The organism is Bacillus sp. Leaf49, from assembly GCF_001426125.1.
Taxonomy (GTDB): domain Bacteria; phylum Bacillota; class Bacilli; order Bacillales; family Bacillaceae; genus Bacillus; species Bacillus altitudinis.
The window spans coordinates 114444-140619 of the sequence record NZ_LMRK01000003.1 but is presented as its reverse complement, the minus strand read 5'-3'; the positions used below and the strand labels follow the sequence as shown (position 1 = coordinate 140619).

26 protein-coding genes and 2 pseudogenes are annotated in these 26176 nt (G+C 40.0%); 22 read left to right on the top strand and 6 right to left on the bottom strand.

The features are described 5' to 3' along the window. Positions 1-451: 451 nt before the first annotated feature. The 3 genes and pseudogenes from ASG46_RS04045 to ASG46_RS04035 form a co-directional block, all read left to right on the top strand. Positions 452-1137, top strand: a pseudogene (locus ASG46_RS04045) (T7SS effector LXG polymorphic toxin); the annotation flags it as partial. A 113-nt stretch (positions 1138-1250) separates the two neighbouring features. Beyond that, positions 1251-2516 (top strand): annotated as a pseudogene (locus ASG46_RS21515) (DNA/RNA non-specific endonuclease); the annotation flags it as partial. Between the two features lie 5 nt (positions 2517-2521). After that, entirely contained in the window at positions 2522-3004 is a 483-nt protein-coding gene (locus ASG46_RS04035; protein ID WP_008343959.1) for an immunity protein YezG family protein, read from the top strand. Positions 3005-3073: 69 nt separating this feature from the next. Here ASG46_RS04035 and ASG46_RS04030 read toward each other — a convergent pair whose 3' ends face one another. After that, positions 3074-3535 carry a macro domain-containing protein gene (locus ASG46_RS04030; protein ID WP_056703297.1) on the bottom strand — a complete coding sequence of 154 codons (462 nt, stop codon included), beginning with the start codon at positions 3533-3535 and terminating at the stop codon, positions 3074-3076. Positions 3536-3721: 186 nt separating this feature from the next. Between ASG46_RS04030 and ASG46_RS04025 the strand changes: the two genes are divergently transcribed. Together ASG46_RS04025 and ASG46_RS04020 are read left to right on the top strand one after the other, a co-directional pair. Continuing rightward, a complete protein-coding gene (locus ASG46_RS04025; RefSeq protein ID WP_024720416.1) occupies positions 3722-4264 on the top strand; it encodes a GNAT family N-acetyltransferase in 543 nt (180 codons plus the stop codon). A gap of 140 nt (positions 4265-4404) precedes the next feature. Then, positions 4405-4986 carry an undecaprenyl-diphosphatase gene (locus tag ASG46_RS04020; RefSeq protein ID WP_056703292.1) on the top strand — a complete coding sequence of 194 codons (582 nt, stop codon included), beginning with the start codon at positions 4405-4407 and terminating at the stop codon, positions 4984-4986. 58 nt (positions 4987-5044) lie between these two features. Here ASG46_RS04020 and ASG46_RS04015 read toward each other — a convergent pair whose 3' ends face one another. Then, entirely contained in the window at positions 5045-5416 is a 372-nt protein-coding gene (locus ASG46_RS04015; protein WP_056703289.1) for an iron chaperone, read from the bottom strand. A 385-nt stretch (positions 5417-5801) separates the two neighbouring features. On the opposite strand from ASG46_RS04015, the gene ASG46_RS04010 reads away from it, so the two are divergent. The 5 genes from ASG46_RS04010 to ASG46_RS03990 all read left to right on the top strand — a co-directional run bounded on the left by ASG46_RS04010 (position 5802) and on the right by ASG46_RS03990 (position 9898). Continuing rightward, positions 5802-6455, top strand: coding sequence for a CotZ-related putative spore coat protein (locus tag ASG46_RS04010; RefSeq protein WP_056703302.1), 654 nt, complete (start codon positions 5802-5804; stop codon positions 6453-6455). Between the two features lie 74 nt (positions 6456-6529). Beyond that, entirely contained in the window at positions 6530-6874 is a 345-nt protein-coding gene (locus tag ASG46_RS04005) for a DUF3992 domain-containing protein (protein WP_008343952.1), read from the top strand. Between the two features lie 44 nt (positions 6875-6918). After that, entirely contained in the window at positions 6919-7857 is a 939-nt protein-coding gene (locus tag ASG46_RS04000) for a BclA C-terminal domain-containing protein (RefSeq protein WP_056703286.1), read from the top strand. 244 nt (positions 7858-8101) lie between these two features. Beyond that, the gene (locus tag ASG46_RS03995; protein ID WP_056703282.1) at positions 8102-9214 is read left to right on the top strand and encodes a response regulator aspartate phosphatase; all 1113 of its coding nucleotides are present in this window, start codon (positions 8102-8104) and stop codon (positions 9212-9214) included. A 462-nt stretch (positions 9215-9676) separates the two neighbouring features. Then, positions 9677-9898, top strand: a complete 222-nt coding sequence (locus ASG46_RS03990) for a hypothetical protein (RefSeq protein WP_024719106.1) — start codon at positions 9677-9679, stop codon at positions 9896-9898. A gap of 39 nt (positions 9899-9937) precedes the next feature. Here the strand turns inward: ASG46_RS03990 and ASG46_RS03985 are convergent, their stop codons facing one another. Both ASG46_RS03985 and ASG46_RS03980 read right to left on the bottom strand, forming a co-directional pair. Continuing rightward, positions 9938-10633 carry a YoaK family protein gene (locus tag ASG46_RS03985; protein ID WP_008343947.1) on the bottom strand — a complete coding sequence of 232 codons (696 nt, stop codon included), beginning with the start codon at positions 10631-10633 and terminating at the stop codon, positions 9938-9940. A gap of 34 nt (positions 10634-10667) precedes the next feature. Then, complete coding sequence (locus tag ASG46_RS03980; protein WP_056703280.1) at positions 10668-12533, bottom strand: DNA ligase D; 1866 nt, start codon at positions 12531-12533, stop codon at positions 10668-10670. A gap of 115 nt (positions 12534-12648) precedes the next feature. Between ASG46_RS03980 and ku the strand changes: the two genes are divergently transcribed. Continuing rightward, positions 12649-13497 carry a non-homologous end joining protein Ku gene (ku, locus tag ASG46_RS03975; RefSeq protein WP_007499384.1) on the top strand — a complete coding sequence of 283 codons (849 nt, stop codon included), beginning with the start codon at positions 12649-12651 and terminating at the stop codon, positions 13495-13497. 28 nt (positions 13498-13525) lie between these two features. On the opposite strand, the gene ASG46_RS03970 is transcribed toward ku, so the two are convergent. Beyond that, the gene (locus ASG46_RS03970; protein ID WP_007499382.1) at positions 13526-13969 is read right to left on the bottom strand and encodes a DUF2188 domain-containing protein; all 444 of its coding nucleotides are present in this window, start codon (positions 13967-13969) and stop codon (positions 13526-13528) included. A gap of 159 nt (positions 13970-14128) precedes the next feature. Between ASG46_RS03970 and ASG46_RS03965 the strand changes: the two genes are divergently transcribed. The 8 genes from ASG46_RS03965 (at position 14129) to ASG46_RS03930 (ending at position 22045) form a co-directional block, all read left to right on the top strand. After that, complete coding sequence (locus ASG46_RS03965) at positions 14129-14602, top strand: VOC family protein (RefSeq protein ID WP_056703278.1); 474 nt, start codon at positions 14129-14131, stop codon at positions 14600-14602. 48 nt (positions 14603-14650) lie between these two features. Further along, positions 14651-15064: an Rrf2 family transcriptional regulator gene (locus ASG46_RS03960; protein WP_041507230.1), complete on the top strand. Its 414-nt coding sequence runs from the start codon at positions 14651-14653 to the stop codon at positions 15062-15064. A 135-nt stretch (positions 15065-15199) separates the two neighbouring features. Continuing rightward, positions 15200-16051, top strand: coding sequence for an SDR family oxidoreductase (locus tag ASG46_RS03955; protein ID WP_041507229.1), 852 nt, complete (start codon positions 15200-15202; stop codon positions 16049-16051). A 506-nt stretch (positions 16052-16557) separates the two neighbouring features. Further along, positions 16558-17874, top strand: a complete 1317-nt coding sequence (locus ASG46_RS03950) for a M48 family metallopeptidase (protein ID WP_226650718.1) — start codon at positions 16558-16560, stop codon at positions 17872-17874. A 247-nt stretch (positions 17875-18121) separates the two neighbouring features. Continuing rightward, positions 18122-18838 (top strand): (Fe-S)-binding protein, encoded by a 717-nt coding sequence (locus tag ASG46_RS03945; protein WP_056703275.1) that lies wholly within the window; start codon positions 18122-18124, stop codon positions 18836-18838. A 21-nt stretch (positions 18839-18859) separates the two neighbouring features. After that, positions 18860-20284 carry a LutB/LldF family L-lactate oxidation iron-sulfur protein gene (locus ASG46_RS03940; protein WP_056703272.1) on the top strand — a complete coding sequence of 475 codons (1425 nt, stop codon included), beginning with the start codon at positions 18860-18862 and terminating at the stop codon, positions 20282-20284. Next, entirely contained in the window at positions 20281-21003 is a 723-nt protein-coding gene (locus tag ASG46_RS03935; RefSeq protein WP_056703267.1) for a LutC/YkgG family protein, read from the top strand. Before ASG46_RS03940 ends, ASG46_RS03935 begins: the two co-directional genes overlap by 4 nt. Before the next feature lie 133 nt (positions 21004-21136). Further along, positions 21137-22045, top strand: coding sequence for a DMT family transporter (locus ASG46_RS03930; RefSeq protein WP_056703265.1), 909 nt, complete (start codon positions 21137-21139; stop codon positions 22043-22045). Between the two features lie 21 nt (positions 22046-22066). Here ASG46_RS03930 and ASG46_RS03925 read toward each other — a convergent pair whose 3' ends face one another. Further along, entirely contained in the window at positions 22067-22249 is a 183-nt protein-coding gene (locus tag ASG46_RS03925; protein WP_056703263.1) for a hypothetical protein, read from the bottom strand. Positions 22250-22356: 107 nt separating this feature from the next. Between ASG46_RS03925 and ASG46_RS03920 the strand changes: the two genes are divergently transcribed. The 3 genes from ASG46_RS03920 to ASG46_RS03910 all read left to right on the top strand — a co-directional run bounded on the left by ASG46_RS03920 (position 22357) and on the right by ASG46_RS03910 (position 26158). Beyond that, a complete protein-coding gene (locus ASG46_RS03920) occupies positions 22357-24573 on the top strand; it encodes an RNA ligase (RefSeq protein ID WP_056703260.1) in 2217 nt (738 codons plus the stop codon). 64 nt (positions 24574-24637) lie between these two features. Further along, positions 24638-25348, top strand: a complete 711-nt coding sequence (locus ASG46_RS03915) for a DUF421 domain-containing protein (protein ID WP_056703258.1) — start codon at positions 24638-24640, stop codon at positions 25346-25348. Between the two features lie 228 nt (positions 25349-25576). Next, a complete protein-coding gene (locus ASG46_RS03910) occupies positions 25577-26158 on the top strand; it encodes a TetR/AcrR family transcriptional regulator (RefSeq protein ID WP_050827294.1) in 582 nt (193 codons plus the stop codon). The last annotated feature ends 18 nt before the right edge of the window (positions 26159-26176 follow it).

Sequence of the window (26176 nt, the reverse complement as noted above, 5' to 3'; positions counted from 1 at the left end):
AGAAAAACACCTTCCTTTAGTATGCTTTTCTCTATTATAAAATGAGGTAGTGGAAAATTTAAGGGAAAAAATAAAGCTGTCGAGATTTTCTCGACAGCCTGAAAACCCTTATAATAGGGTTTTTCTTTTTTTAGTGGAGTATAGTTTAACCTTTTTTAGCTTTATGTTTACTTGGAGTAAGGGATGGAGAAAGTTCTTTCTTTACATGTAGGTGTGAAAATAAATGAATGGTAAACAGAATATAGCTTTGTATATGGAGATAGATAAGAGAAGAGTGAAGCCCTTCTCTTTATTAAGGATTCCTTATTAATTCCTATTGATAACAGCATCTCATTCAATGAGTATGTTCAAATCCTTCAAAATTGGTTAAAAAACGATAAAGTGGATTAAAGTGTCAGACTCCTTATGGTATTCTAGTAAAAGAATATGCCATAAAAGGAGTCTTTTTTATATGAAAATATTAGATGCTCCATCTTTACTATCAGCTGTAGAACAGAGATCAAAGGCCTATCATGAGCTTCAAGAAGAAGTGAAACTTGTGAAAAAAGCATTAAAAAGTGTGTCAGGGTTAGGTGATGAATTTACTGGAAAAGGTGCAGACAATATCAAATCTTTTTATGAGGATCTTGCGCTGTACACAGACGCTTATCTTGATTTTATCGATATGCAAAAGGCTTTTTTAGATGGAGTCAAAGGAAAGCTTGATGATGAATCATTAGGCGGGAGTACTTTTATTGATGAGCACTTTTTAGACACTCAATTGAAACAAGGGATTCAAAACAATAAAGATATGGTCAAAGAACAAAAAGAGGCTCTTTCCACTATTTTTGACGATATCAGTGATTTAATTGAATTACATATTTTTTCAAGTAAAGAGGTCAATGAACATTTAGATGATGCGAACAAAAAAAGAAAAGAGACCATTGAAGTTTTACATCAAATAGACAATGATTTAAAAACGGAATACGCAAAGTCAGAAGCGGTTGAGAACCACCTCAACACTTTTTATGCAAAGATGATGGCTGCTACTGGAAAAGGAAAGAATGCGCAGCCAATGTATTATGATGCAAAAGCATTTCATGAGACAGACGTGTACAAGAACCATGATCAGATTGATGCTCAGATCGGAAGAGCACANCACTTTTTATGCAAAGATGATGGCTGCTACTGGAAAAGGAAAGAATGCGCAGCCAATGTATTATGATGCAAAAGCATTTCATGAGACAGACGTGTACAAGAACCATGATCAGATTGATGCTCAAGTGAAAGCCTATTTAAAGGTGAAAAAAGATGAAAAAGAAAAACGAAGAATCAAAGAACTGAAAGAAAAGCTCAATGATCCTTCGTGTCTATCAGAAGCGAAGTACTTTGAGATTGTAGATGAGATCGGTTATGAGAATCTCACATATGATCAAAAAATGTATTACAGCCAGCTTCTCCAAATCAAAGCACAGGAAGAAGCATCGGAGGTATTCGTTGATAGTGTAAAAGGTGCTGCAGTGGGTCTATATGATGTGGCAAAAGATACAGTGACGGGAATCTATGATCTTGTCACTGATCCAGGTGGGGCTGTGGAATCAGTCGTAACGGCTGTTTCTCATCCAATTGAAACGTCGAAAGCGATTGGAAAGTCGATTTCAGACTCATTCCAAAAAGAGGTCATAGATGGTGATGCGTATTCTCGGTCACACTGGTTCGCCTATGCGACTGGTTCTCTTGCAGAAATTGTCTTTGGTTCTAAAGGGGCAGGAGCCATCACAAAAACAGGGACAACAGCGGCCAAAACAACAGTGAAGAAAAGCCTTGAACAAGGAGCAAAATCATTAGATAGAGTCTCTATTCCGAATCTAATGCCATATTCACCAAAGTTTCAACTAGTAGGTGGAGGGAAACTTCCTTATAACGTGTTAGATGGAGAAAACCTCAAAAATAAACTCCTCTCCATGGCAAAGCGTATAGACAACAACTCAGGATACGGTATCTCTCAGACAGGCAGAAGATTACCAGCACCCAAATCACCACCGACCGTTGTCAGTTACGGAGATCACTATGTGCGATGGAAACGCAAAAAGGTATTAAAACCGAATGTCGTTTATTCAACAAAGCAAGGTTACACCTACACAACAGATCACTATGGTCGCATTGTCAAAGTAGAAGCAAGTGATTTAAAATATGGAGAGATGAAAAGAAACCAATATGCTCAATCCAATTCAGGAAAGCCGGATCGATTACTGGATGATGATGGAGGGCATTTAATTGCATCTATTTTTAAAGGGTCTGGGGATATTGATAACCTACTTCCGATGAATTCCCAGATTAATCGTAGTGGCGGGAAATGGTATAACATGGAGCAGGAATGGTTGGCTGCACTCAAAGAGATTCCACCTAAACATGTAGAGGTAAGTATTGAGCCTATTTATCAAGGTGATTTGCTAAGACCTGATAGTTTTTTTGTGGAATATAAAGTAGGAAAAAGTTATGTTCAAGAATTTATCAAGAATCAACCTGGAGGTTAAAGATAATGGAATCAATAGAACACTATTATAAAAAGATAGCAGAATCAATTAATGAATTAATACCATATGATTGGGATAAAGTTTGGATGTATGCAGAAATCCTTGATGATTCGGCTGGAATTACATTTTGTTTCAACGAGACTAATAGTGAAGAGTATGTTTATGGACATGAAATTCCACTTAAATATAATGTAAGTAAGTCAACATACATTCATTTATTATACGAACTAAGTAAAACTTTTGAAGAATTGAAAAAAGCATATATACAAAATGATTTAGGTGCTTGGACAACAGCTACCCTACAATTAGATAAAACAGGGAAATTCTCGATTGATTATGGCTATGAAGATATTTTATCTATAGGGCTTTATGGTATCCAGAGAAGAGCCGTATGGGAGTATAAAACGTTCGGGTTTTTACCAGAAGACGAGAAAGATAAAGAAGCTGTGCTAAATTATTTGAAAAATAAAGAAGAAAATAGCAAATAGCAAATGACCCTCCAAATGAATGAAGGAGGGTTTTTGTAATATTTGTTTCATAAGAAGTTCTCATTTTACCTATTTAAACCGATAAACCGTCACTTCACACTCACCAAGGACCTCTTCTATCATCTCTCGAACAACCGTCCAATCGCCACCTGCCAAGCCGCAGCCGATCCCATAAGGAATGGCGATAGAATGAAGGAGGTTCTCTTCATTTGGATTTGTCACTGTCTGTTTTAGATGTTCAAAGCAGCTGCGTAATGCGTCGTCATCTGTTTGTTTTGTTTTTCTTCCGTATCCAACTTGGGCGAATAAGTTGGCAATGGTTTTTCCGTCGCTCGTTGTGATGAACTGGACGGAGCTTAATAAATCATCTCCTTGTTCTGCACATAAACGTTTATAGTCTTTATACACATTTGGGTATTTGCTTTTGATTTGCTTTGCTAATCCTGCTCCCATGACACCCTTACAGTTCACTTGGTGACAGATGATATCTTCTTCTGCGTCTAAGATATTGCCTTCTACCGTTTTGATCATTTCAAGTCATCCCTTTTCAATAAAATGCAAACTTATGTTCTGTTATATCAGTTTTGATGACATTATTTCATTACAAAAAGCGCTTGGAGTTTAAAAAATGGATACGTCCATGCGATCAAATGATCAAAAACAGTCCATGACATCTAAAATAGTGAAAGATAAAGAAGAAATAGTAAGGAGACCCTTATGGATAAAATAGAAACAAAACGGTTAATTCTTAGACCATTTCGCGATGAAGATGCACCTGGAATGCTTGCATACTTATCTCATCCAAGAGTAAATTGTTTTCTGGATGATCAAATCTCTACATTAGAAGAAGCGGTCGCTAAGGTGCAAAAAAGAAAAGCAGATCACTCTTATATGGCGATTTGTTTAAAAGAAAGTCAGTTGATTATCGGTGAACTGTTTCATTTAAAAGATGAGCCTGACACGTATTCAATTGGCTGGAATTTTCATGCGTTATATGAAGGGAAGGGATATGCCCGTGAAAGTGCAGAAGCTCTCTTGTCATATCTATTTGTCAATCAAGGAGCAAGGCGCTTATATGCATATGTAGAAGATGACAATGATCGATCTCAAACATTATGTGAGCGTTTAGGCATGAGGAAAGAAGGCCTCTTTCTTGAGTTTGTTTCATTTACTACAAATGAGGATGGCACCCCTAAATATGACAACACCTATCAATATGCTTTGCTGAAAAAAGAATGGGAGCAGTTTCATTCTAAATAGTGCTTTGTTTCTTTGTATCCGGATGACAACGAAGTGACAAAAATGTGAGATGATCCCTTTATTTTGTTCGCTCGATCGATGTCACGGGCTTCTTTTTTCATTTATCCTTTTCCTAAACGAAGCAAAAGGAATGAAATGAGATGCAGGAGTTTAATGAACGGGTATTTCGGTCGATTAATCAGCTTAGTATGAATCACGATGTCTTAAATCCAGTTCTTATTGGATTGGCTGAATATTCAGTGATGTTCATTGCAATCATGTTTTTGATCATGTGGTTTCAAAACCGAAGCAGAAAAAACAGATGCATGATGATATCTGCTGGGTTGACCTTTATCTTGGCAGAGATGCTAGGGAAAGTCGCTGGGCTCTTTTATTCCAATCAGCAGCCCTTTGCAGAATTGAATCAAGTCAACCTTTTAATCGAAAAGGAAGTGAACAACTCTTTTCCGAGTGATCACACCATTTTTATTTTTTCCATTTGTATGGTCTTTTGGCTTTTCCACAAGCGTCATATTTATTGGCTTTTCATTGCCTGCGCTGTAGGATTTTCAAGGATTTGGGTAGGTGTTCATTATCCATTTGATGTGTTGGCAGGTGCTGTGATCGCCTGTTTAACGGCGGTAACGGTTGTTTATTTGCCGCTATTCCAAAAGGGCGTTAATGTACTTCTGTCGTGCTATGAATGGGTGGAGCAGAGATGGACAGGAGAGAGAACCAAATAAAATGTAAGTCCCACGAAAAAACACCCCAATCTGTTATGACATCAGATCGGGGTGTTTATTATTTTCGCCAAAATGTAGTACAATCTGCTTTGTCTTCAATGTTAAATTCGATGATTTTTTTTAGCAGAGGATAGTCAATCGGTAAGCTTTCCTTCATCCGAAACATCTTTTTTCCATGGTCATAACCAGCTTGTACAATATCTGCTGAAAAGTGATCAATCCCTTTTCCTTCTGGTGCGACAGAAATGTGGTGTTTTGCGACGCTAAATCCGATAATAAATGTGCCATGATCTGTGAACATGGGCTGATTCCAAGCAATTCTTGGCTCTAATTGAGGGAATGTGTCTGAAATCCATTGTAAGATGTCTTGCATGCGCTGTTTCAGCTCTGGATGACTGATGTTACTTACATATTCTTCAAAAATCTGCATTGTTTTCATCCTCCATATTCATCAAGCCTCAGACGGGATTCGAACCCGCACTCCTTTCGTAAGCATAGGCTAGGGGGCAACACGCTTCCCTACGGAATTTCACCGACAGGAGTTTCACCTGTCTCAGCTCATTTGCTTTTCGGTGCTTCTGAAACCCTTGCCTTGCGACCCGCCAGCTACAATTGTTTTACGGCGCTCTTCCCTTCTAGAGCTACTGAGGCACGGAAAGTTCTTGTTCATATTATATAGAGAAACTTGAAAAATGAAAAGCTATGCTCATCATCTAATCCAATCGCACAAAATAGTCAAAGGCACATATGATAAAAGACCATATAGTTATGTATACAGCATGGAATTGGGCTGATTGTAAGTGACAAACCTGTTGATGAGTAAACTAAAAGAGATAAACAATCAAACAAAATTAGAAGGCTTTACTCACAAACGTTCGATGAGTTCTCCCTTTTTGCTCACCATGGAAGATGGGGAACCTTTTTACTCATGGGTGTTTTTTGAAAGAAGTGTGTTTAAGACTTGCTATTTTTCTTTGAGCTCTATCAATGAAAAGCAGAATTGTGTGCTGTTGGAACTTCTTGTACCGTGCTGCAATAGATCAACATGCTGTCAAAAAGTTTTGTATCGATCCAGTTCGAAAATTCTTGTAGATCTTTCTTTTTTATGTGGAATGATTGAAGTAGAGCTTCCTGTATATGATGCGCTTATTTTAAAAAACATAGAATCTCACCACATCTTTCTTTGTTTTTCCACAACGCCCAGTTCGGTGGAAGTATGGCGGAATGGAACAAAATTTCTCAATACGGCAACTGTTGTGTTGCATCATCAAGATCATCAGGATGTACCAGTCGCAATTAGGATTCACACTGGTACATTTTGTTATGATCTTCTTGTCCAAAAAGGAGAAAGTCGTGCGATTACTGTGAAAGATGTGAAATTTATCTTGAAATCTCCATCAACTGAAAGTGTGCAAGCACGATTAGACATGCAAATCAACATGGTGCAAAGAAGAAAAATAAAGCTTTGAAGCTGTGATAATCGCACAATCATCCAATATCAATGGATCATAGTCTATCAAGACTAGGTTGAAGGAGGGTTAAAATGGCTATTTTAGGCGGATGTAGTAATGAACAAGCGGGCTTTGTAAATGATGCAGTATGCTTCACACTTGATTTAGCAGCAGCAGCTGATGCAGTTGTCGTCTGGACAGATGGAACACCTTATGTCATAAACGGAACCATCATGGTGGAAAACAATGGGATTGTGGCTGTAGCACCTACTGTGGCTTTAGAGGTAAACGGTACAGCTGTTCCTGATTTCACGGTACCTCCAGGAGAGAGTCGATCCATTACGCTCAGTGATCTGAACTCGATTGGGATTTTAGCTACTGGTGGAACCTCGACTGGAAGTATTGTCGTTTCGTTTTCTCTCAATTATCAGTATTAGTGTGTATGTCTTGAAGATTCCACAGTTTGAAAGTAGTGAGAGACATGTGCGCCCAACTTAATATGTGTGGAGGAATAACCGGCCCGACTGGAGCCACAGGTCCAACGGGAGTAACTGGCGCAACAGGGACAACTGGAGCCACGGGTTCAACAGGAGTAACCGGTGCAACTGGAGCCACGGGTTCAACAGGAGTAACTGGTCCAACTGGAGCCACGGGTTCAACAGGAGTAACTGGCCCAACTGGAGCCACAGGTCCAACCGGTGCAACGGGCACAACTGGAGTCACAGGTCCAACCGGTGCAACGGGTCCAACTGGAGCCACAGGTCCAACGGGAGTAACTGGCGCAACAGGGACAACTGGAGCCACGGGTTCAACAGGAGTAACCGGCGCAACCGGCTCGACGGGTCCAACGGGAGCCACAGGTTCAACAGGAGTAACTGGCCCAACGGGAGCCACAGGCACAACTGGTGCCACAGGTTCAACAGGAGTAACCGGTGCAACTGGAGCCACAGGTCCAACGGGAGTAACTGGCTCAACCGGAGCAACAGGTGACACAGGTCCAACCGGTACTAGTTTAACAACTAACTCGATGTACGCATCCAATACGTCGGGAAGTACGGTGCTGGTTGTTTTAGGCGGAACGGCAGTGACGCTGCCTAATAACCAAAGTTTAGATGGATTTACCGTAAGTGGTGGTAATACGGTGTTTACTGTACCTGTTTCAGGGCGGTATTTTATCACGTATCAAGTAAATACAAGCGCTGCACTTCTGGCAGGAACAAGGGTGATTAACAACGGAACACCCATAGCAGGGTCTATTTTAACACCTGCTTTATCTACATCTACCTACAATGTATCTCTCATTACAACACTTGCAGCAGGGAATCAAATTTCTCTTCAAATATTCGGTTTAGTCGCAACCGTAGTATTACTTGGCGGGGGATCTGTTGGAGCGGCATTAACCATTATCAGATTGGAATAAATCCAAAAAGCCCAATAAGGGCTTTTTTTCAATTCAACCGTGTCCTTTAATAGAAAAAAGACGGAATTTTTAGTGTATACATCATTGACTAGGAGAAAGAAACGCAATAACAAAGGAATCGGTTATTGAAGATTCAAGTGATTCATATTAAAATGATGTCAAATGGACGAATTAGCAATTGCTAATAGAAGTTCCATATTTAGTGAAATCATGTGGTGTAGCTGAAGGTGATTGGGGGTGTAGAATGAGCAAAGTTCCTGTGGCGGAATTGGCATCACTATTAAATGACTGGAACATGGAAATCAAAAAAGATCATGCAGATGAGGCAGAACGGCTATTTGCTAAAGCGAAGCAGGCAGTAGAGGAAATTGATGATGCTGACATCCTCATGTATTATTCTCTTCTAGAGAAAAGGCATCATATTCTGATGTACAATTTAAGAGGGCAAAAGGGCAATGTTTCAACGAAAAGTATAGAAGGCCATTATGGGAAAAAAGATGATGATTTGTCTAATCGCCTTGCTTATTATTTTGATTTTTATGAGGGTGTGTATGAACAGCATCAGGGGAATTATGAGGTTGCATTACAGATGTATCAAAGTGCGGAAAAGCTCTTAGATAAAATTCCAAGTGAAATCGAACGCGCTGATTTCGATTTTAAGGTCGCGTGGCTTTACTATCGCCTGAGTCATATTATGCTTTCATTAAGTTATATTCGTAGGGCTCTACACGTCTATAAACGTCACAAGCACTATGAAAGAAGAACTGCACTTTCATATTCTCTTATTGCAGCCAACCTTACAGAGATTGGCAGGTACGAAGAAGCGCTTGAGAATTATCGTTTAGCGGAAGAGGTGTTGACTAGCGAACAGGATGATTTTATGCTGGCTCAGCACCACCATAATGTGGCCATTTTATATTCATTTTGGAATAAACCGAAAGAATCTATACGACATCTTGAAAAAGCATTGTCTCATCAAGAGTATTATGATTCAGATTTCTTTTTCCATTCTACGTATCTGATCAGCCGGGAACTCTGTGTGATTGGTGAAAAGCAGCGTGCAAGCCAGTATATAGAGGCTGCATATGCCCGAATGAAAGAAGCTTCTCATGAAGTGTTTCAGCTCAAAATAGGCATCGTACATGATCTTTACTTAACGAATGTGCCACAAAGATTTCAGCAAATTAATGAGAAATTAAGAAAGTTAGAAGAAAAGAATGAATATCATGAAGTGAAAGAGCTTTCTCACTTTGCTGCAAAGTATTGTGAAAAGCAAGCACTTTATGAGCAGTCTGTTTTTTACTTGAATAAAAGTTTAGAAGCGGATTTACATATGAAAAGAATGGGGTTGATATAAGATGAAAACAGGATTAAAAGTATTATTCGTTGTGGGTTTAGCGGTCGCTGCGGCTGTTTTAACTGAAAATGTAGCGGGTTCTTTCGAAGTAGCAGAAAAAATCATTGGTGGTTAATCACCCAATCATATCTCGCCCTTGTTGATGATGATCAGCAAGGGTTTTTTATATGGGTGAAAATAGGCTCTTCTTATTAAACGCTGCAAGAACGTTTAATAAGAAGAATTCGCAACAAAGGGGGTGTGCAAATTTGTTACCTGCTCCATTATTCTAAATAAACATAGGGCAGAGCAACAAGTTAAAAAGGTCACCTTTCTTTGCTTAATTTAATTTTTTGCAGGACTTTTCATTCAAATTTCATCAAATTGGTCTATTGTACATAGAAATTGTTACAAAAGAGGGAACACCGCTCCATTTGTCACGCATATGATGAGATGAGGTGTAAGTTGAAGGCAGGTGATTGTATGGATTCACGGGTGTATGGAGGCTTTCATGGCGGCGGTTTTAGCGGCGGAGCAGTGGGACCTCATATTGGCTTTGGAGGGTATTATGTGAGCCCTGGCGTGTTCTCGGGCTTAGGAGGTTACCCTGGATATGGGGGGTTCGGGACGTTTTCTGGATATTCTCCATATGGCTCCACATTCATTATGGGGCGTCCTCCTGGTTTTTATGTAAGAAGTTATTAATGTTTCATCATACCGATTGAAATAGCCATCTAAGATTGGCTATTTCAATTGGTGAAAGTGCTTAAATGTAGCTGTGATCACAATAACCCCTAGTATGCAAATAGGCAGCCAAATGATGATAAACGGATCGTAAGCATCTGTATACGCAGCTAAAGCAGCTCCTAGGCAGTAAAAGACAATAGAACCGATTCGCAGCAAGCTCACATGCTGAATAGGGGCTTTTCTTTTTTCCCGATTTGATAAGCGCTGCGCCAAATCTTCAAATAAGTTAGCAAGTGTACTCGTTAAAACTGTTGTAGAAATGCCAGCGACATTTAATTTGCGTGCGGCCGCCGTTTGCATGCCCATCGCCATACTTAAAAGGATAATCAGCATAAAATAAGCACCTTGCGTATAAGGGAAAATGGTCATAAGAGCAAATAGAAGCAAGATGATGACTTCTATGATAAAGATGCGTGTAACGGCTTTTGGCCAAAATGTTTTTTCTTGTTTTCCACCTATGACAACAGCTAGTAAAACACCTAGAACAAATCCGCTAAGTGCCGTGATGGAATGAAGAGCGGTTAACTGCAATGAACTGCCTGCTGCAATGCCAAGCAGTACAATATTTCCCGTCATATTTGCTGTAAACACATGCCCTAGGCTTAAATAGCCGATAACATCCACTATTCCTGCGGTAAGACATAAGAACATAAGGGCAATGTTTCGTATTGAGTGTGCGGTCAAAATGGTCATCCCTTTCTTTCTCTCTAATGAATAAGTGTAACGCTTAATGACCGCGTATGTCCATTTTATGAGCTGGTAACATGTCCTGCAACTGATATAAAACTTGTCGAAAAGAATCATCATTCACATGGTGCCTCATTTTCCGGAATGGATCGCCTTTTTCCTTTAGACGTTTCATAACAGCCGGCATCGTAAATAAAGAAGGGTGACATTCTTCGCTGTTTAATTCTTCCCATTCAATCGGTGTTGCAACAAGTCCGAGCTCGTTTCCTCTCGGGGAATACGGGGAGATGATTGTTTTTCCAGCATCATGTTGAAGGTAGTCTAAATATAAACGGTTGCCGCGGTTTTTCTTTAGACGCTCTAGCGTAAACAGCTCGGGTGCTTGTTCACATAAAAATTGGCAGATGAACGCAGTGAATTGTCTAGTTTGCTCATATGTGAAGGCATTTTTCTTCAATGGGATATAAACTTGTAGCCCTTTCCCACCACTTGTTTTAATAAATGCGGTGAGAAAGAGTCCATCTAAAATGGCCTTGATTCGTATGGCTGCTTCTATTGCTAGGTGAAACTCTTTAACAGAAGGCGGATCTAAATCAAATACAATTTCTACAGGCCGATCTGTATCTCTCGTTTCAAAAGGAATATGAAATTCCATCGCCAGCTGGTTACCAAGCCAAAGCAACGTGTTAGGATCATTACAGATTGTGTAAGTAATATCGTGCGCTTGATCTGTCTCAACAAAATCAGGCGCATAATCGGGCGTTGCCTTTTGATAAAAAGATTCTCCACCAGTGCCATGAGGAAAGCGTATTAACGTAAGACGTCTTTCACGTAAAAAGGGTAATAAATAGGGAGCGGCTTGCCTCAAATAAAGTAAGTAATCTGCCTTTGTGATATGAAGGGCAGGTACAACCGGTTTCTCTGGGTGGGTGATGTCAATCAAAGCTGGGAGCGGATAAAGCTGTTTGAGCATGTGTTGAAAGGTACACGTTGCTGGGTCTGCCTCGAATAAAAACGAAGAAAACCGGGGCTCTCGCAAGGCTGATCCATCAAAAGAGATACAGGCAATCTTTGCGACAATGGATGGTGGGATTTCATAATGTGATGCTCCAGTCATTTGACCTTTGGTTAGAAATAAGGTGCGCAGGGTTTGTTCTTCTTCTTTAGAAAAACCATGCTTAAATTGGACAACCTCTATGAGATTCGTTTCTTGATAAAGACATCCTTGAAAATAGCCATTGTCTTTATCAAAACGAGTCACGATGACAGATACATACCGCCAATTTTTGATTTTGAGCCATTCTTTCGAGCGGGTATGCTCCTGCCATTTACTCATCTTCTTTTTAGCAACTAATCCTTCCGCTAAATATGTCGTCATGATTTTTTTCATGTCATCAGGGCTGCTATCGGTGTGGATGATTTGAAGAAGAGAGGGATGATTCAGCTGAACGGAGGGAGGAAGATTTGCTTCTTGGAACACCTCATGCAGCTCAGCTTTTCTTTCAATCAGCGGTAAATCAACGAGGGATTTCCCTTTAAATCTCAATAGATCAAATGCAATCAAATGACATGGAAACCGCTTAGCCTGGCGTTGAATGGTTTCTTTGTTTTTCAGGCGGCCTCTTTGCTGAACCTTTGTAAAGTCGCTTTCTTGTTCACTCAGTAAAAAGACCAATTCTCCATCTAGGGTCAGCGGTAAGAAAGGTGCAAGCTGCTTTGTTAGTTGCTGGCACTGATCAATGACTTCAGGAAATTGTTCATTTAATCGCTTTCCGGCTCTGCTCTCTAAATGGATGGTGTCTTTTTCCCAAATAAGAATGGCCCTGAAGCCGTCATATTTTAATTCATACAGCCAGTCTGCTCCAACAGGAATATCATGTGCAGACGTTAAACGCATCGGTTTCATTGTGTTTTTCACTTCCTTACATCATGTGTTCTTAGAGTGGGATGAAATTTTCATAAACATACATAACTCTGATGAAAACATTACATAGTAAGGAGAAAAGAACGGAGGCATTACGATGCATACAGTATGGAAGGGTGGCATTAGCTTCGGACTGGTGAATATTCCAGTCAAGCTGTTTACCGCTACAGAAAACAAAGATATTAAATTAAGACAGCTTCATAAAGAATGCCATACGCCGATTAACTACAAAAAGGTTTGTGCTAACTGCGGCGAGGAGGTAGCGCCAGAGCAAATTGTAAAAGCGTACGAGTATGCCAAAAATAAATTCATTGAATTGGATGAGGAAGAACTCGAAAGGCTGAGAAAAGAAAATGAAGAAAAAGCCGTCGAAATCATTGATTTTGTGAAGATAGAAGAAATCGACCCCATCTATTATGAAAGAAGTTATTTTCTATCTCCAGATACCGGCGGAGCAAAGGCTTATTCATTATTAAGAAAAGCGTTACAAGAATCAGGGAAAATCGGTGTAGCCAAGATCATGATTCGCTCAAAGGAGCAATTAGCGATTGTTAGGTGCTACGAACATATTTTACTAATGGAAACCATTCATTTCCCTGACGAAATTAGGCAAGTATCAGACGTCCCGAATATCCCGCAAGAGGAAAACATCGTGAAGAAAGAGTTAGATACGGCACTCCTTTTAATTGAGCAGCTGACCACCACATTCGATCCAGCCGCTTATCGCGATGAATACAGAGAGCAGCTGATGAATGTAATTGGAGACAAAATCTCTGGAGAACATACCGTTCAACCAGCAACGACAGGTAAAAAAGAGGCTTCATCCAATGTCACCGATTTGATGGCCGCTTTGCAGGCTTCTATCGATCGATCAAAACCGGAAAAAACGAAAAAAGCAGCACCTAAGAAAAGAAAAGCACCCGCTAAAAAAGAAAAGAATGCATAAAGAAAAGACCGCTCGCCAAAGGGCGGTCTTATTTTGGCTTCACCACATCCTGAATCGTCCCGTCTGTTCGGTGGATGACAACTGCTGTTCCTTTTTTAGATGAAATCTCTTTCGCGCGGTCGATGGCTTCCTGTTTCGTTTCTTTTACCTCACTTGCACGCTTCGCTTTTTCAGTTTGAACCGCCCAGCCTTCATCATGTTTCACGACATGCTGCGCATGATCCATGAGCTCAGGTCGTGCAGAGCTGCTTTTCTTAGAAGGAGTCACAGAACCATGAGAGTGAAAGTCCTCCATTTCTTTTTCCGTCGCATTCTTTTTCCACTCTTTCGCTTGATTGATCGCAATTGGAATCGCTCTACCTTCTTCATAGCCTTCCTGCACCATTTTGTTGGCAATCTCAAGTGCTTTTTTTCGAATGACTTTGTCTAGTGATTGGAATGAAGCTGGATAATCTTCCATTGTCCAAGGCATATTGAACGCTCCTTTCTTTTATTTGAACACCTTCCCCCATATGCAATGGATCAAACATTTCACCATCTCAATCCAATGGCTTGGTTGATATACATCGTTTTGCTGAGGAAGAATGTTTTCAATTCCTGCACAATAGAAGATAGTAAAGGAGTGATTGAAATGATGATGAAAGGCTTGTATGAAGCACATTTACCTGTGAGTGATTTGAAGGCATCCATTTCTTTTTTTGAAAAATTGGAATTAACCCTTGCTCATGAAAATGAACGAGTGGCCTTTTTATGGATTGAGAAAGGAAAGAGCTGGCTCGGCCTTTGGAAGGTTGATATGTCCACTGTTCCATATCATCCAGCGACGCGACATGTGGCCTTCCAAATAGAAACATCCAGCATTGAGCAGATCAAAGAATGGCTGATAGAAAAAGGGATCAGCATTCATCCGATGTTTGGTTTTTCGGAAGAGCAGCAGCCTTTAGTTCTTGATAATCCACCACAATTTCATGCTGCAATTTACTTTCTTGACCCAGATGGCAATTTGCTTGAATGCATAGCACCGCTTGAAATTGATGCAGGAGAAAATCATGAGATGATGACATTTGAAGATTGGGAAAGAAAGAAACATCCGTTTATTGATTGACAAAACCGCTTATTGTAACTATATTGATTACAACGGTGGTGAAGGAATGTGAAACAAATTAGCAGTAGGTATACCATTGCTGTTCATATCTTATCTTTTATTGCGGGTGTTTCAAAAGAGTGCACAGGGGATTTTATTGCAGAAAGTGTCAATTCAAATCCAGTCATTATCAGAAAAATGATGGCTATGCTCAAAAAGGCGGATCTCATTGAGATTCGCCGAGGAGTTGGCGGTGCTTCCTTAAAAAGGCCGGCAGAGGACATTACTCTACTAGATGTGTACCGGGCTGTGGATGTAATCGAAGATGAAGAGTTGTTTAATTTTCATCAACCAGTCATTGCGTGTCGAATTGGTCAAGCCATGGATACGAGACTGCGGAAAGAACTCAAAGAAGCACAGTCTGCACTTGAGCATCGCCTAAAACAAGTGACAATTAAGCAATTATTAATCGAGGCGGAGTAGAAAAAGCTCATACATAGAGCTTTTTTTACCCCTTCGTTGTAACCATTTTGATTATAACGGATGATCTGATGCAAGAAACCAGCTGCTTCATACATGAAACATCACCGTTGAACGAAAAATGAGGAGGTCAAATTAATGAAATTATTAGTGACAGGTGCAACAGGACAACTTGGATCGCTCGTCGTGAAACATTTGCTCGCAAAAGTACCATCTGAACAATTGGCGGTCAGTGTTCGAGATCCGCAAAAAGCAGTACATCTAAAGGAAGCTGGGGTGGATGTGCGCAAAGGAGACTTCACACAGCCGGATACACTTCAATCAGCGTTTCAAGGGATTGACCGTCTTTTGATCATTTCGTCTGGGGATGGAGAACGAGTGAAGCAGCATCTAAATGCCATCGAAGCAGCGAAAGCAGCGAATGTATCATTTATTGCTTATACAAGTGTCGTCAATGCAAGAGAAAGTCAGCTTAACCTAGCACATGACCATGCAAAAACAGAAGAAGCGATTTTGGCCTCTGGCATCCCTCATGTTTTTTTAAGAAACAATTGGTATGTGGAAAATGAAAAAGATACGATTTTGGCATCAGTCAACGGAGCGCCGTTTATCAGTCCAATTGGTGAAGGTAAAGTCGGCTGGGCAACAAGAAATGACTATGCAGAAGCAGCAGCAAATGCGTTAACACTGCCGGCACATGATCAGGAAATCTATGAATTGTCAGGACCGCTTCGTACACATACTGAACTTGCACAAATGGTTAGCAACGTGAGCGGGAAAGAAATCAAAGTAGAACACATGGATGTAGATACATTTGGAGAATTTTTAGCGTCAAATGGTGTACCGAAAGAAGCTGTTCCATTTGTCAAAGCGATGCAAAGCGGAATTCGCGATGGGGCATTAGCAGTCGAAAGCCATGATTTCGAAAAACTATTAGGCCGTTCTTTAACACCTCTTGAAGACGGAATACGTGAAATGATTTCAAAATAAACATGTCAAAACGCCCTGTAAAAAGGGCGTTTTTTCTATCCTTGTTGATCCGTTATTTTGAAAATATAGGTGTAATGTCCATTTTGTCGTACATATTCTTGTATGTAGATGTTAGAATTTTAAGAGATGATTCCAACAAATGAATGACGCTTACTTTATTATGAAATACATTATTCAAGATATTCATTTTGTTTTAATCCTATTAAACAGCAGGATGTGATGACATGTTACGCAAAGCCTTCCTCTCTTATTTGACTGCCAGTATGATCACAATCATCGTCATTATGATTGAACTCGGCTTTCGTTCAGCCGTTGTTTCACCATTTGTTTTACTTGATTCGAACGAAGAAAGCAACCCAAAAGTATTCGTCGCTCATTCGCTATATCAGGGTGACGTTTTATTAACCTATCAAGACGGTTCTTTCAATGGCCCTTCAGAAGCATCCCTTCAATTAAGTGGAAAGAACATAAATCTCACACAGATCCCATCTCCGAATGGAATCAGTATGATTGAAACAGACAAAATAATGAATGATAAGGCATTGGTTTTTCTAAGAAAAGGTTTTGTACCTATCCATGATGATACGATCATGATGGAACAGGTAACGCAAAATCCCTTCTTTTCTACATACAATCTAACGAATCTAACAGAAACAACTAAGATCAACACAAACTTTAAGCATAGCATTACATTTGTTACATTCATGACTTTAATGGGAATTCTTTTGCCCGCTTTGTTATTTTTCCTTTTTAACCTTCATGAATCGATGAAAAACCTATTCACATTATTCATTCCCTTTGTTCTAGCCATTTTTCTTCCCTTGGGATTAAATTATTATTTCTTAATGGGATACGTGCTATCAGTTACAGGATCTTATGTGTTGAGTATGATTCTCTCTATACTTGTGCCTAGTTTCCTGTCAGTCTTATTGACAGCTTATTCATTTGAGTATGTGACAAAAGATTCTTCTGATGTATTAGGAGAAAATGAAGACACTTTAGGGAATTCATTCTTCCTGAACGTTAGGGAGCAAGCCGTTTTATTTGGTGCTATCACATTATCCTTGATGTATTTCGGCTCTTATTTAGTCATGCCTTTGGCGTTTCAAGCGAAGGTTATGAATCATCTTTTTCTATTTTGTGCTTGGTATTTCGCCCTAGTCATCTTATTTATTATGGGTTACTCATTCATTCAAAAAATGATAAATAAGTATGAAGTCTTACGGACGGACGAATTCATAAATATTTGCAAAGATATTGAGCATCAAACGAACCAAAAGGTAAAAATATGGGTAAAAAAAGACTCACAACATGATGTCAATGCCTGGATATATTCATTTCAACTTCCATTTAGAAGAAAAGTCAATCTATATGTGACGGAAGGGTTATTAGATAAGTTTGATACAGAGGAAATTCGTGCGATCTTATTCCACGAAATGGGACATGTAAAATTAAAACATGCGCATTTCACCATTTACCTCACTGTGATTGTCACCTTACTTATGGGAATCAGTATGTATTATGCCAGACAGGTGATGCTTGCCAATGGTTGGTGGCAATATATTTTGTTGTTCCCAGCAGGGATATTGATCATGATATTTATGACGGAGTGGCTGCCAAAGAAAATGAGTCGGTTATTTGAGATTCAGGCGGATCGCTTTGCTGTTCACCATCTTGAGAATCAAACTCTATATCTCAATACTTTGATAAAATTAAGTCATTTGATTGAAGAAGATGGAGATGATGGAAGAAAATCTGAATGGCGTGAAAGTCATCCTTCTTTTGAAAAACGAATTCATCACATAAAGAAAATCATGAAGTGAAGGCGGTTTGTGTGAAAGACGACACTTCCTTCGGTAGTATGAAGAAATAAAAACATGAATGTTCTCAAACGTCCTGTAAAAAGGGCGTTTTTTTCATGTACCTTCACAAGCATGATGTCCAAATTTTAGACAAATCCGTTCGTTGAAATTTCAGAAATTTGGGATTAAAATGAAATAAAAGTCTATTATTTAGTCGTCAGATGACCAGATATAAATCAAGGTGCAGTAAAAGAAAGGAAGTTCGCCGATGAGAGTCAGTTTATTTGTCACCTGTATCATTGACACGATGCAGCCACATGTAGGAAAGGCAACTGTTGAGGTACTAGAGCGGCTTGGTGTTGAAGTGGAATTCCCTGAAGCACAAGTGTGCTGCGGGCAGCCCGCCTTTAACAGCGGCTATACAAAAGAAACAATCAAAGCGGCCAAAAATATGATAAAAGCCTTTGAATCAGCTGAATATGTCGTCACACCATCAGGTTCTTGTAAGGCCATGTTTTTAGAATATCCGCACCTTTTTAAAGAAGACCGAGCGTGGTTCGCCCGTGCTCAGGCACTTGCTGCGAAAACATATGAATTAACAGAATTTATTGTTGATATATTACATGTAACAGATGTAGGTGCGAGTTTGAAAGGAAAAGCCACCTATCATACCTCCTGCCATATGACGAGACTGCTTAGAATTAAGGAAGCGCCTTTCACACTGTTGTCAAATGTCAAAGATTTGGTGATGGAACCATTGCCTCGCGCTGAAAATTGCTGCGGATTTGGAGGAACTTTTTCAATCAAAATGACACCCATTTCTGAGCAGATGGTCGATGAAAAAGTACAAAGCATAGAGGAGGCAGGCGCTGAATATATCATCGGTGCTGACTGTGGATGTCTGCTCAATATCGGAGGAAGGCTGAATCGTCTTCATAAGCCAGTTAAAGTGATGCATATCGCAGAAGTGTTGAATAGCCGCTGAAGCTAAGAGGGGGAACGGCACATGAGTATGAAAATTGGAGAGAAAGCTTTTAAAGAGCGGGTCGGCGAAGGATTAGAAGACGCTGTGATGAGAGGAGCTGTTTCCTCGGCACAGGAGCGTCTGTATAAAAGGCGGATGACTGCAAGTGAAGAGCTTGGAAACTGGGAAAAGTGGCGTGAACTTGGAGAGGACATCAGGCAGCATACACTTGCCCATCTTGATGACTACTTATATCAATTAAGTGAGAGCGTGAGTAGACGTGGAGGTCATGTGTTTTTTGCAAAAACAAAGGAAGAGGCATCGGCGTACATCCAAGATGTAGCACAAAAAAAAGCAGCAAAAAAGATCGTGAAATCAAAATCAATGGTCACAGAAGAAATTGAAATGAATGAAGCGCTAGAAGAGATTGGCTGCGAGGTAGTTGAAAGCGATCTTGGAGAATATATTCTTCAAGTTGATGACCATGAACCACCTTCACATATCGTGGCACCAGCCCTTCATATGACGAAAGAACAAATACGGGAAGTTTTTCACGAAAAGCTTGGATATGATATGTCAGAGACTCCTGAAGAAATGACCAAATTTGTAAGAGCTTTGTTACGAGAAAAATTTCTTGAAGCAGATATTGGTGTGACGGGCTGTAACTTTGCTGTGGCTGACACAGGATCGATTTGTCTTGTGACGAATGAAGGGAATGCGGATCTTGTCACGTCCATTCCAAAGACACATATCGCAGTCATGGGGATGGAGCGGCTTGTACCAACGATGGAGGAGCTCGATGTCCTTGTCGGTCTATTGTGCAGAAGCGCAGTCGGTCAAAAGTTAACAAGCTATATCTCTGTCGTGGGGCCAAAAGGAGAAGGAGAGATCGATGGACCAGAAGAGTTTCATTTGGTCATTGTGGATAACGGACGGTCAAATATATTAGGGACGGAATTTCAGCCAGTTTTGCAATGTATTCGGTGTGCAGCCTGTATTAATGTGTGCCCCGTTTACCGGCATGTTGGCGGTCATTCGTACGGATCAATTTACCCGGGTCCGATTGGCGCTGTTCTTTCGCCGCTACTTGGAGGATATGACGACTACCAAGAGCTTCCTTTTGCCTCAAGTTTATGCGCAGCCTGTACAGATGCTTGTCCAGTGAAAATTCCACTTCACGAATTATTAATCAAACATCGACAAGCCATCGTTGAAAAAGAGGGGAGAGCGCCTAAAGCGGAAATGATGGCAATGAAAATGTTCGGAATGGGCGCATCCACTCCTAGAATGTATCGATTTGGAACAAAAGCAGCCCCTGTGCTCTTGAAACGTATGGCTTCAAACGGACAGATTTCAAAAGGTGCGGGTCCTTTAAAGAATTGGACAGAAATTCGTGACCTCCCAGCGCCAAGCAAAGAAAGGTTTCGGGATTGGTTTAAAAAGAAACAAAAGGAGGAGCGGCAATGAAAGGAACCATTTCTCATCGAGATCCATTTTTAGCACATATCCAGCAACAATTAGGCAAAAGCTCCTCCAAGCCTGCATCTATTCGGCGTCCGGTTTGGAAGCATCGAGTCAATTGGGAAACAAATGAAGGTCTGTCGAAAGAAGAATTGGTAGAGCAATTGAAGATGCAATGTCAGCAAATTCATACGAGAGTGGTAGAAACAACGCCAAAAGAAGCACCCTCAACGTTACGATTATTGATGAAAGAGTATGGAGAAGGTCCTGTGATGACTTCGAGCGATAGACGTTTTGCACAATATGAATGTCATCCTATGTTTCAAGCTTTGCAGAAAGAAGGAATCTCAGTCACTAGCTGGAATGCAGATACATCAAGAGAAGAAAATATAAGGCAGGCAGAACAAGCGAAATATGCAGTGGTATTCAGTGATTACACACTTGCAGAATCCGGAACGGTTGTTCTTTCCTCCCATCAAGGTCAAGGGAGAGCACTTCATTTTTTACCGATGATGTATATCGTATGTATTGAAAAAAGCACAATTGTCCCGCGGATGATTCATGCTGTTTCAGCTCTTCATCGCTTAGTAGAAGAAGGAGAGCAGACGAAAGGCGCCATTCATTTTATATCAGGTCCAAGTAATTCTGCCGATATTGAAATGAATTTAGTGGTTGGTGTTCATGGGCCGGTGCGGGCTGTGTATGTATTAATAGATGATGAATGAGGGCTTTCCTGAAGAAAGCCTTTTTTATGTAAACATTCTTAAAATTCATCTTGCCTCTAGGCGAATAGTCATAGTAAGATGACGTCATACAAGATGAGAAGCTCATCTACTGCTGATGTAAAGGAAGCTGCTAATGGAAATGAAGACAAATGCTCCAAAGAAGTCGATTGCGGTGCCGCTTGTGATCTCAATCATTGCGATTTCGTTTTCGGCCATTATTGTGAAGTGGTCAAGTGCGCCTGCTGCTATTTTAAGTATGTATCGAATGATATTTGCGGCGGTTTTGATGCTTCCGTTTATTCTGCCGCGTCAAAAAGAGTTTGTCTCGTTAAAGCGGAGAGACTGGTTTTTCTTATGTATGTCAGGTTTCTTTTTAGGGCTCCATTTTGTTTTGTGGTTCGGCTCATTGAAGCTCACCACAGTGGCGAGCTCTACAATCATCATTGCACTTCAACCGATGGTGTCATTATTAGGCGGATTTCTCATTTTTCGTGAACGAACAACGAAGTCAGCCATTTTCACAATGTGTGCGGCGATTGCTGGTGCGCTCATGATCGGATGGGGGGATATCGGACATAATCAAGACGCCATTATAGGAGACATTTTATCCTTTTTCAGTGTAATCGCTGTTGTTTGTTATTTATTAATCGGTCAACAAGCTGTGAGAAAGATATCTCATTGGATTTATAGTTTTTGTGTATTTGGTTTTGCCGGCCTTTTTTTAATATTATTTAACCTTATACAGCAAACGCCTTTTGTAGGCTATCCGGGTAAAGAATGGGGGATTTTCTTACTGCTCGCCATTATCCCTACCATGTCTCATGTCATTAACAACTGGCTGTTAACCTATGTGAATGCGACAACTATTTCAATGAGTATTCTAGGCGAACCTGTTGGGGCAACGATACTCGCTGTTTTACTGCTTGGAGAGAAAGTCACGCTGCTGCAAATGTTCGGTGGTCTTCTTGTCCTTTTAGGTGTCTTTTTCTTTTTGATGCAGCAGCGACAAGGAATCGTGATGAAAACAAAAAAATCCGGTTAACTCCCGGATTTTTTTACTCTTTTAAATGATTTTTTCAATTACTTTGTTTAATCTAGCCTCGACTTTCTTCAATTCTACTTGTTTTCTTCTTATCATTCGAATCGCAATGACAACGATGGTCACGATCAATGCAATGAATAGAAGAGAAAATACTTGAAATACGATATCCCCAATGTTGAATGCAGTATTCGCATCTTTAGGCATGTGTAACCCTCCTTATATCTATATATTACCATAATCAATAAAAGATTGAGATTTATCCATAATTTATCTATAATAGGTAAAATATCACTCATTAAAGGAGAACCATTATGAGAACTTTAGTCCTTTTACGAGGTCTCCCAGGTGCAGGTAAATCAACTTGGATCAAAGAACAAGGCTTAGAACCATATACATTATCAGCGGATCAGATCCGTCTGTTAACCCAGCCTCCGCAGTTATCAGTCAATGGGAAACCGGAAATTTCAAGCAAACATGATCATAAAGTCTGGTCTTTATTATTTGAACTCCTCACAGCCCGAATGGAACGAGGAGACTTTACTGTGATCGATGCAACACATGTCACAAGTAAGTCCATTTCGCAGTATAAATCATTAGCTACTTCATACCGCTATAGAGTGTATGTCGTCGATTTTACGCAAGTGCCTCTTGAAACAGCCCTGCTGCAAAATCGCGGTCGAGAGCCGCACAAAGTAGTGAAGGAATCTGTGTTATATCAAATGAATGAACGGTTAAAGACAGAGAAGGTGCCTTCATGGGTAACCGTTTTGACGCCTGAGGAATATCCAGCTATTATGACTTATCAGCCCAGATCTTTTGATCAGTATGAGGCCATTCACGTCTTCGGTGATATTCACGGCTGTTACACAGCTCTAAATACTTATTTGCAAGGAGACTTGAAAGAAAACGAGCTTTATATCTTTGCAGGTGATTTGCTTGATAGAGGAATAGAAAACAAGGAAGTTTTAGAATGGATGCTGGCACATAGAGAATGCCGCAATGTGATCGTCATTGAAGGAAATCATGATCAGCATCTTTACAAATATGCACATGAAGAAAAAGTGAGAAGTAATATGTTTAACCGTCATACTGCGCCTGAAATTGCGGAAGCAGGTTTTGACCTAAAAGAGTTAAGGAAGTTTGTCAGAACATTTCATCAGCTCACCTATTTTACGTATCATGGTCAGACATTTCTTGTCACCCATGGTGGGCTTGCCCATTTGCCAGAAGAGCTTCTGCATGTCTCAGCGCAGCAGCTTATTCACGGAGTAGGTGAATATTCAGATGACATTGACCACTTATTTGTCCAAAACACTTCTGGATTAGATATCATTCAAATTCATGGTCATCGCAATTTATATAGACTGCCTATCCAAGCGGCGGAAAGATCTTATAATCTCGAAGGTCAGGTTGAATTTGGTGGACAGCTGCGTGTGTTAAAAATCACAGCAGGCGGGATTGAGACACATGAAATTGACAATCCTGTCTACAGAGCTTCTGAAAACAAGCAACCGGTTTTTGTTCAGCCCAATGTGACGCTGGATGATTTTTTAGCCCATTTAGATCAGCATGAATATGTACAGGAATTAAAGCTACCACACGATATTTCATCTTTTAATTTCACCAAAAAAGCATTTAGTGAAAGACAATGGGATGAAATAAATGTCAAAGCAAGAGGGTTGTTTATCAATATGACTTCAAAGCAGATTGTGTCTAGAAGTTATAATAAGTTTTTTAATATTGATGAACGTCCTGAAACCAGAATGCAGCATCTAGTGAATCATCTTCAATTTCCTGTGACGGTCTATGATAAAGCAAATGGATACTTAGGTACGGTTGGGTTTAACGACATAAAAGATGAACTGGTGTTTACGTCCAAATCGTATACGTCACATGTGAAGCAAAATCAGCATGCTGCTTGGGTCGAAGAGCTATTTTATGCGACCTTTGACGATGTGCAGGTCGATTACATCAAATCATACGTACGCGACAACCATGTGTCCCTTGTATTTGAAGTCATTTTGCCAGAGAAAGACCCGCATATTATCACATATGATCATGATCAACTCATTTTACTTGATATCGTGAAGCGTCAGCTGAGCTATGAAAAAGAACCATTTGCTGAAGTGAAAAGGCTCAGTGAACAGCTTGGCATGCGGTGCAAACAGCAAGTGGCAGTGTTTCATGATTGGACCTCTTTCTATAAATGGTATCAATCTGTATCACATGATGACACAATCAAAGAAGAAGGCTATGTCATTGAGGATAACAGCGGCTTTATGACCAAGTTAAAGCTTCCTTATTATCAATTTTGGAAGCAAATGCGATCCATTAAACAGCGTGTTGCAGATAAGCGCTCCACCCAAAAATATATGCAGGCTTTGCAAACAGCAGAGCAAGCAAGATTTTATACATGGCTGCTCGAGCAAGATCCAGTAAACGTGAGAAACTGCTCAATCATTGAGCTGCGTTCACAATTTGAGCAAACGGAAGCGGGCCATTTGAATAATGACGGAATAAATGCATAGTCTAACAAAGAGTCTTTTCTAAAGAAAAGGCTTTTTTTCATGAAATCGAAAGGTGGAAGCTGAAATGCCAGATCATATTGAAGTCATTCTTCGAACCATATTTGCTTTTGCTATTTTATTCGGCGGTGCCCGTCTTCTTGGAAAGCAAACCATTGCGCAAATGAATATTTTTGATTTCATTGCAGCGATCAGTCTAGGTTCAATTGCGGCGAACCTGGCGTTTAATACTACGCTTCCGCTTCATCACACAACCATTTCTTTTGTGACACTTGTGATCATTATTTATGTGATTTCTTTACTTGCTTTAAGAAGCCGGAAGGTGAGAGGATTTATGGCCGGTAAACCAACGCTTGTGATTCAAAATGGCAAAATCCTTGAAGAGAATATGAAAGGAATGAGGTATACACTTGATTATTTAAATCAACAGCTCCGAGAAAAGAATGTGTTTGACATTAGTGAAGTTGAATTTGCAATGATTGAAACAGATGGGCATATGTCAGTGAAAAAATACCCTTCATTTGATTATGTCACGCGAAAAGATCTTAACCTGTGGAAGCAGGCAGAGCGTTACATGCCCATTGAAGTCATTATGGACGGAAAGCTCATTTTGAAAAACCTTCAAGAAAACCAATTAACGGAGCAGTGGTTCTATGAAGAACTTCAAAAAAGGCAGCTGTCTTTAAAAGACATTGTTTATGCGGTTCGATCAAGTAATGGCAGTTTATATATTGATACATATGACGATCACATCCATTCTCCAATTGATCAAGAATGAATATGTAGTACGGACGACACCCGCGCGTCACAGAACTGCCAATATTTATAAGTCGTTTGGATGTCATCTATCTAGGTATCATTTCTCAATTATTATTATTTTTAGAAAATGTAGTGACGGAGAAAAATAAGTATGTTTAAGTATAAATAGAAGAATTTAAAATATTAATATAATATACATCAAGCGGAATGAACATTCATTCCTATTATAACGAAAGGAGAGGATGAAATGCCCGCAGCAACTACTGATAAACAGGAGCAGATTATGAAGGCTTCTCTGGACTTATTTATTGAACGGGGTTTTGACGGTACAACGATGCCGATGATTTCGAAAAGAGCCAATGTTGGAGCAGGAACTATTTATCGTTATTTTGATAGTAAAGAAGCTCTTGTGAACATTTTATACCAGCGTAGCCTGACTGCATTTATCGACAAGGTGAATACAAACAGTCCAGACCCTAAAGCAAGCATCAGGACTTATTTCAAACATGTCTTTTATTGCTTAGTGCTCTTTACAAAAGAGAATCCAAGTGGTCTGTACTTCTTAGAAATTGACAAACGCTCACACTATTTAGATGAGACAAGTAAAGAGAAGATGCAGCAGCTATTAAATGAGCTATTTCATATTTTTGAAGAAGGCAAAAAGGATGGAATTCATCCAAATCTTTCAGGGAGAACGATTTTATCCATTGTATTTGGAGCGTTCGTTCAGCTTCATAAACAGATTCTAGCAGAGGAAATTGAGCCAACGATTGAATTTTTAGAAGATATTGAGCAATGCTTATGGCGTGCCATTAGCGTTGCATCATAAAGAAATAAAGGGAGTGGG

Coding starts and splice junctions, on each gene's coding strand:
- ASG46_RS04035 (WP_008343959.1), top strand. CDS start 2,522: ATGGAATCAATAGAACACTATTATAAAAAGATAGCAGAATCAATTAAT.
- ASG46_RS04030 (WP_056703297.1), bottom strand. CDS start 3,535: ATGATCAAAACGGTAGAAGGCAATATCTTAGACGCAGAAGAAGATATC.
- ASG46_RS04025 (WP_024720416.1), top strand. CDS start 3,722: ATGGATAAAATAGAAACAAAACGGTTAATTCTTAGACCATTTCGCGAT.
- ASG46_RS04020 (WP_056703292.1), top strand. CDS start 4,405: ATGCAGGAGTTTAATGAACGGGTATTTCGGTCGATTAATCAGCTTAGT.
- ASG46_RS04015 (WP_056703289.1), bottom strand. CDS start 5,416: ATGCAGATTTTTGAAGAATATGTAAGTAACATCAGTCATCCAGAGCTG.
- ASG46_RS04010 (WP_056703302.1), top strand. CDS start 5,802: ATGAGTAAACTAAAAGAGATAAACAATCAAACAAAATTAGAAGGCTTT.
- ASG46_RS04005 (WP_008343952.1), top strand. CDS start 6,530: ATGGCTATTTTAGGCGGATGTAGTAATGAACAAGCGGGCTTTGTAAAT.
- ASG46_RS04000 (WP_056703286.1), top strand. CDS start 6,919: ATGTGCGCCCAACTTAATATGTGTGGAGGAATAACCGGCCCGACTGGA.
- ASG46_RS03995 (WP_056703282.1), top strand. CDS start 8,102: ATGAGCAAAGTTCCTGTGGCGGAATTGGCATCACTATTAAATGACTGG.
- ASG46_RS03990 (WP_024719106.1), top strand. CDS start 9,677: ATGGATTCACGGGTGTATGGAGGCTTTCATGGCGGCGGTTTTAGCGGC.
- ASG46_RS03985 (WP_008343947.1), bottom strand. CDS start 10,633: ATGACCATTTTGACCGCACACTCAATACGAAACATTGCCCTTATGTTC.
- ASG46_RS03980 (WP_056703280.1), bottom strand. CDS start 12,533: ATGAAACCGATGCGTTTAACGTCTGCACATGATATTCCTGTTGGAGCA.
- ku (WP_007499384.1), top strand. CDS start 12,649: ATGCATACAGTATGGAAGGGTGGCATTAGCTTCGGACTGGTGAATATT.
- ASG46_RS03970 (WP_007499382.1), bottom strand. CDS start 13,969: ATGCCTTGGACAATGGAAGATTATCCAGCTTCATTCCAATCACTAGAC.
- ASG46_RS03965 (WP_056703278.1), top strand. CDS start 14,129: ATGATGATGAAAGGCTTGTATGAAGCACATTTACCTGTGAGTGATTTG.
- ASG46_RS03955 (WP_041507229.1), top strand. CDS start 15,200: ATGAAATTATTAGTGACAGGTGCAACAGGACAACTTGGATCGCTCGTC.
- ASG46_RS03950 (WP_226650718.1), top strand. CDS start 16,558: ATGATTGAAACAGACAAAATAATGAATGATAAGGCATTGGTTTTTCTA.
- ASG46_RS03945 (WP_056703275.1), top strand. CDS start 18,122: ATGAGAGTCAGTTTATTTGTCACCTGTATCATTGACACGATGCAGCCA.
- ASG46_RS03940 (WP_056703272.1), top strand. CDS start 18,860: ATGAGTATGAAAATTGGAGAGAAAGCTTTTAAAGAGCGGGTCGGCGAA.
- ASG46_RS03935 (WP_056703267.1), top strand. CDS start 20,281: ATGAAAGGAACCATTTCTCATCGAGATCCATTTTTAGCACATATCCAG.
- ASG46_RS03930 (WP_056703265.1), top strand. CDS start 21,137: ATGGAAATGAAGACAAATGCTCCAAAGAAGTCGATTGCGGTGCCGCTT.
- ASG46_RS03925 (WP_056703263.1), bottom strand. CDS start 22,249: ATGCCTAAAGATGCGAATACTGCATTCAACATTGGGGATATCGTATTT.
- ASG46_RS03920 (WP_056703260.1), top strand. CDS start 22,357: ATGAGAACTTTAGTCCTTTTACGAGGTCTCCCAGGTGCAGGTAAATCA.
- ASG46_RS03915 (WP_056703258.1), top strand. CDS start 24,638: ATGCCAGATCATATTGAAGTCATTCTTCGAACCATATTTGCTTTTGCT.
- ASG46_RS03910 (WP_050827294.1), top strand. CDS start 25,577: ATGCCCGCAGCAACTACTGATAAACAGGAGCAGATTATGAAGGCTTCT.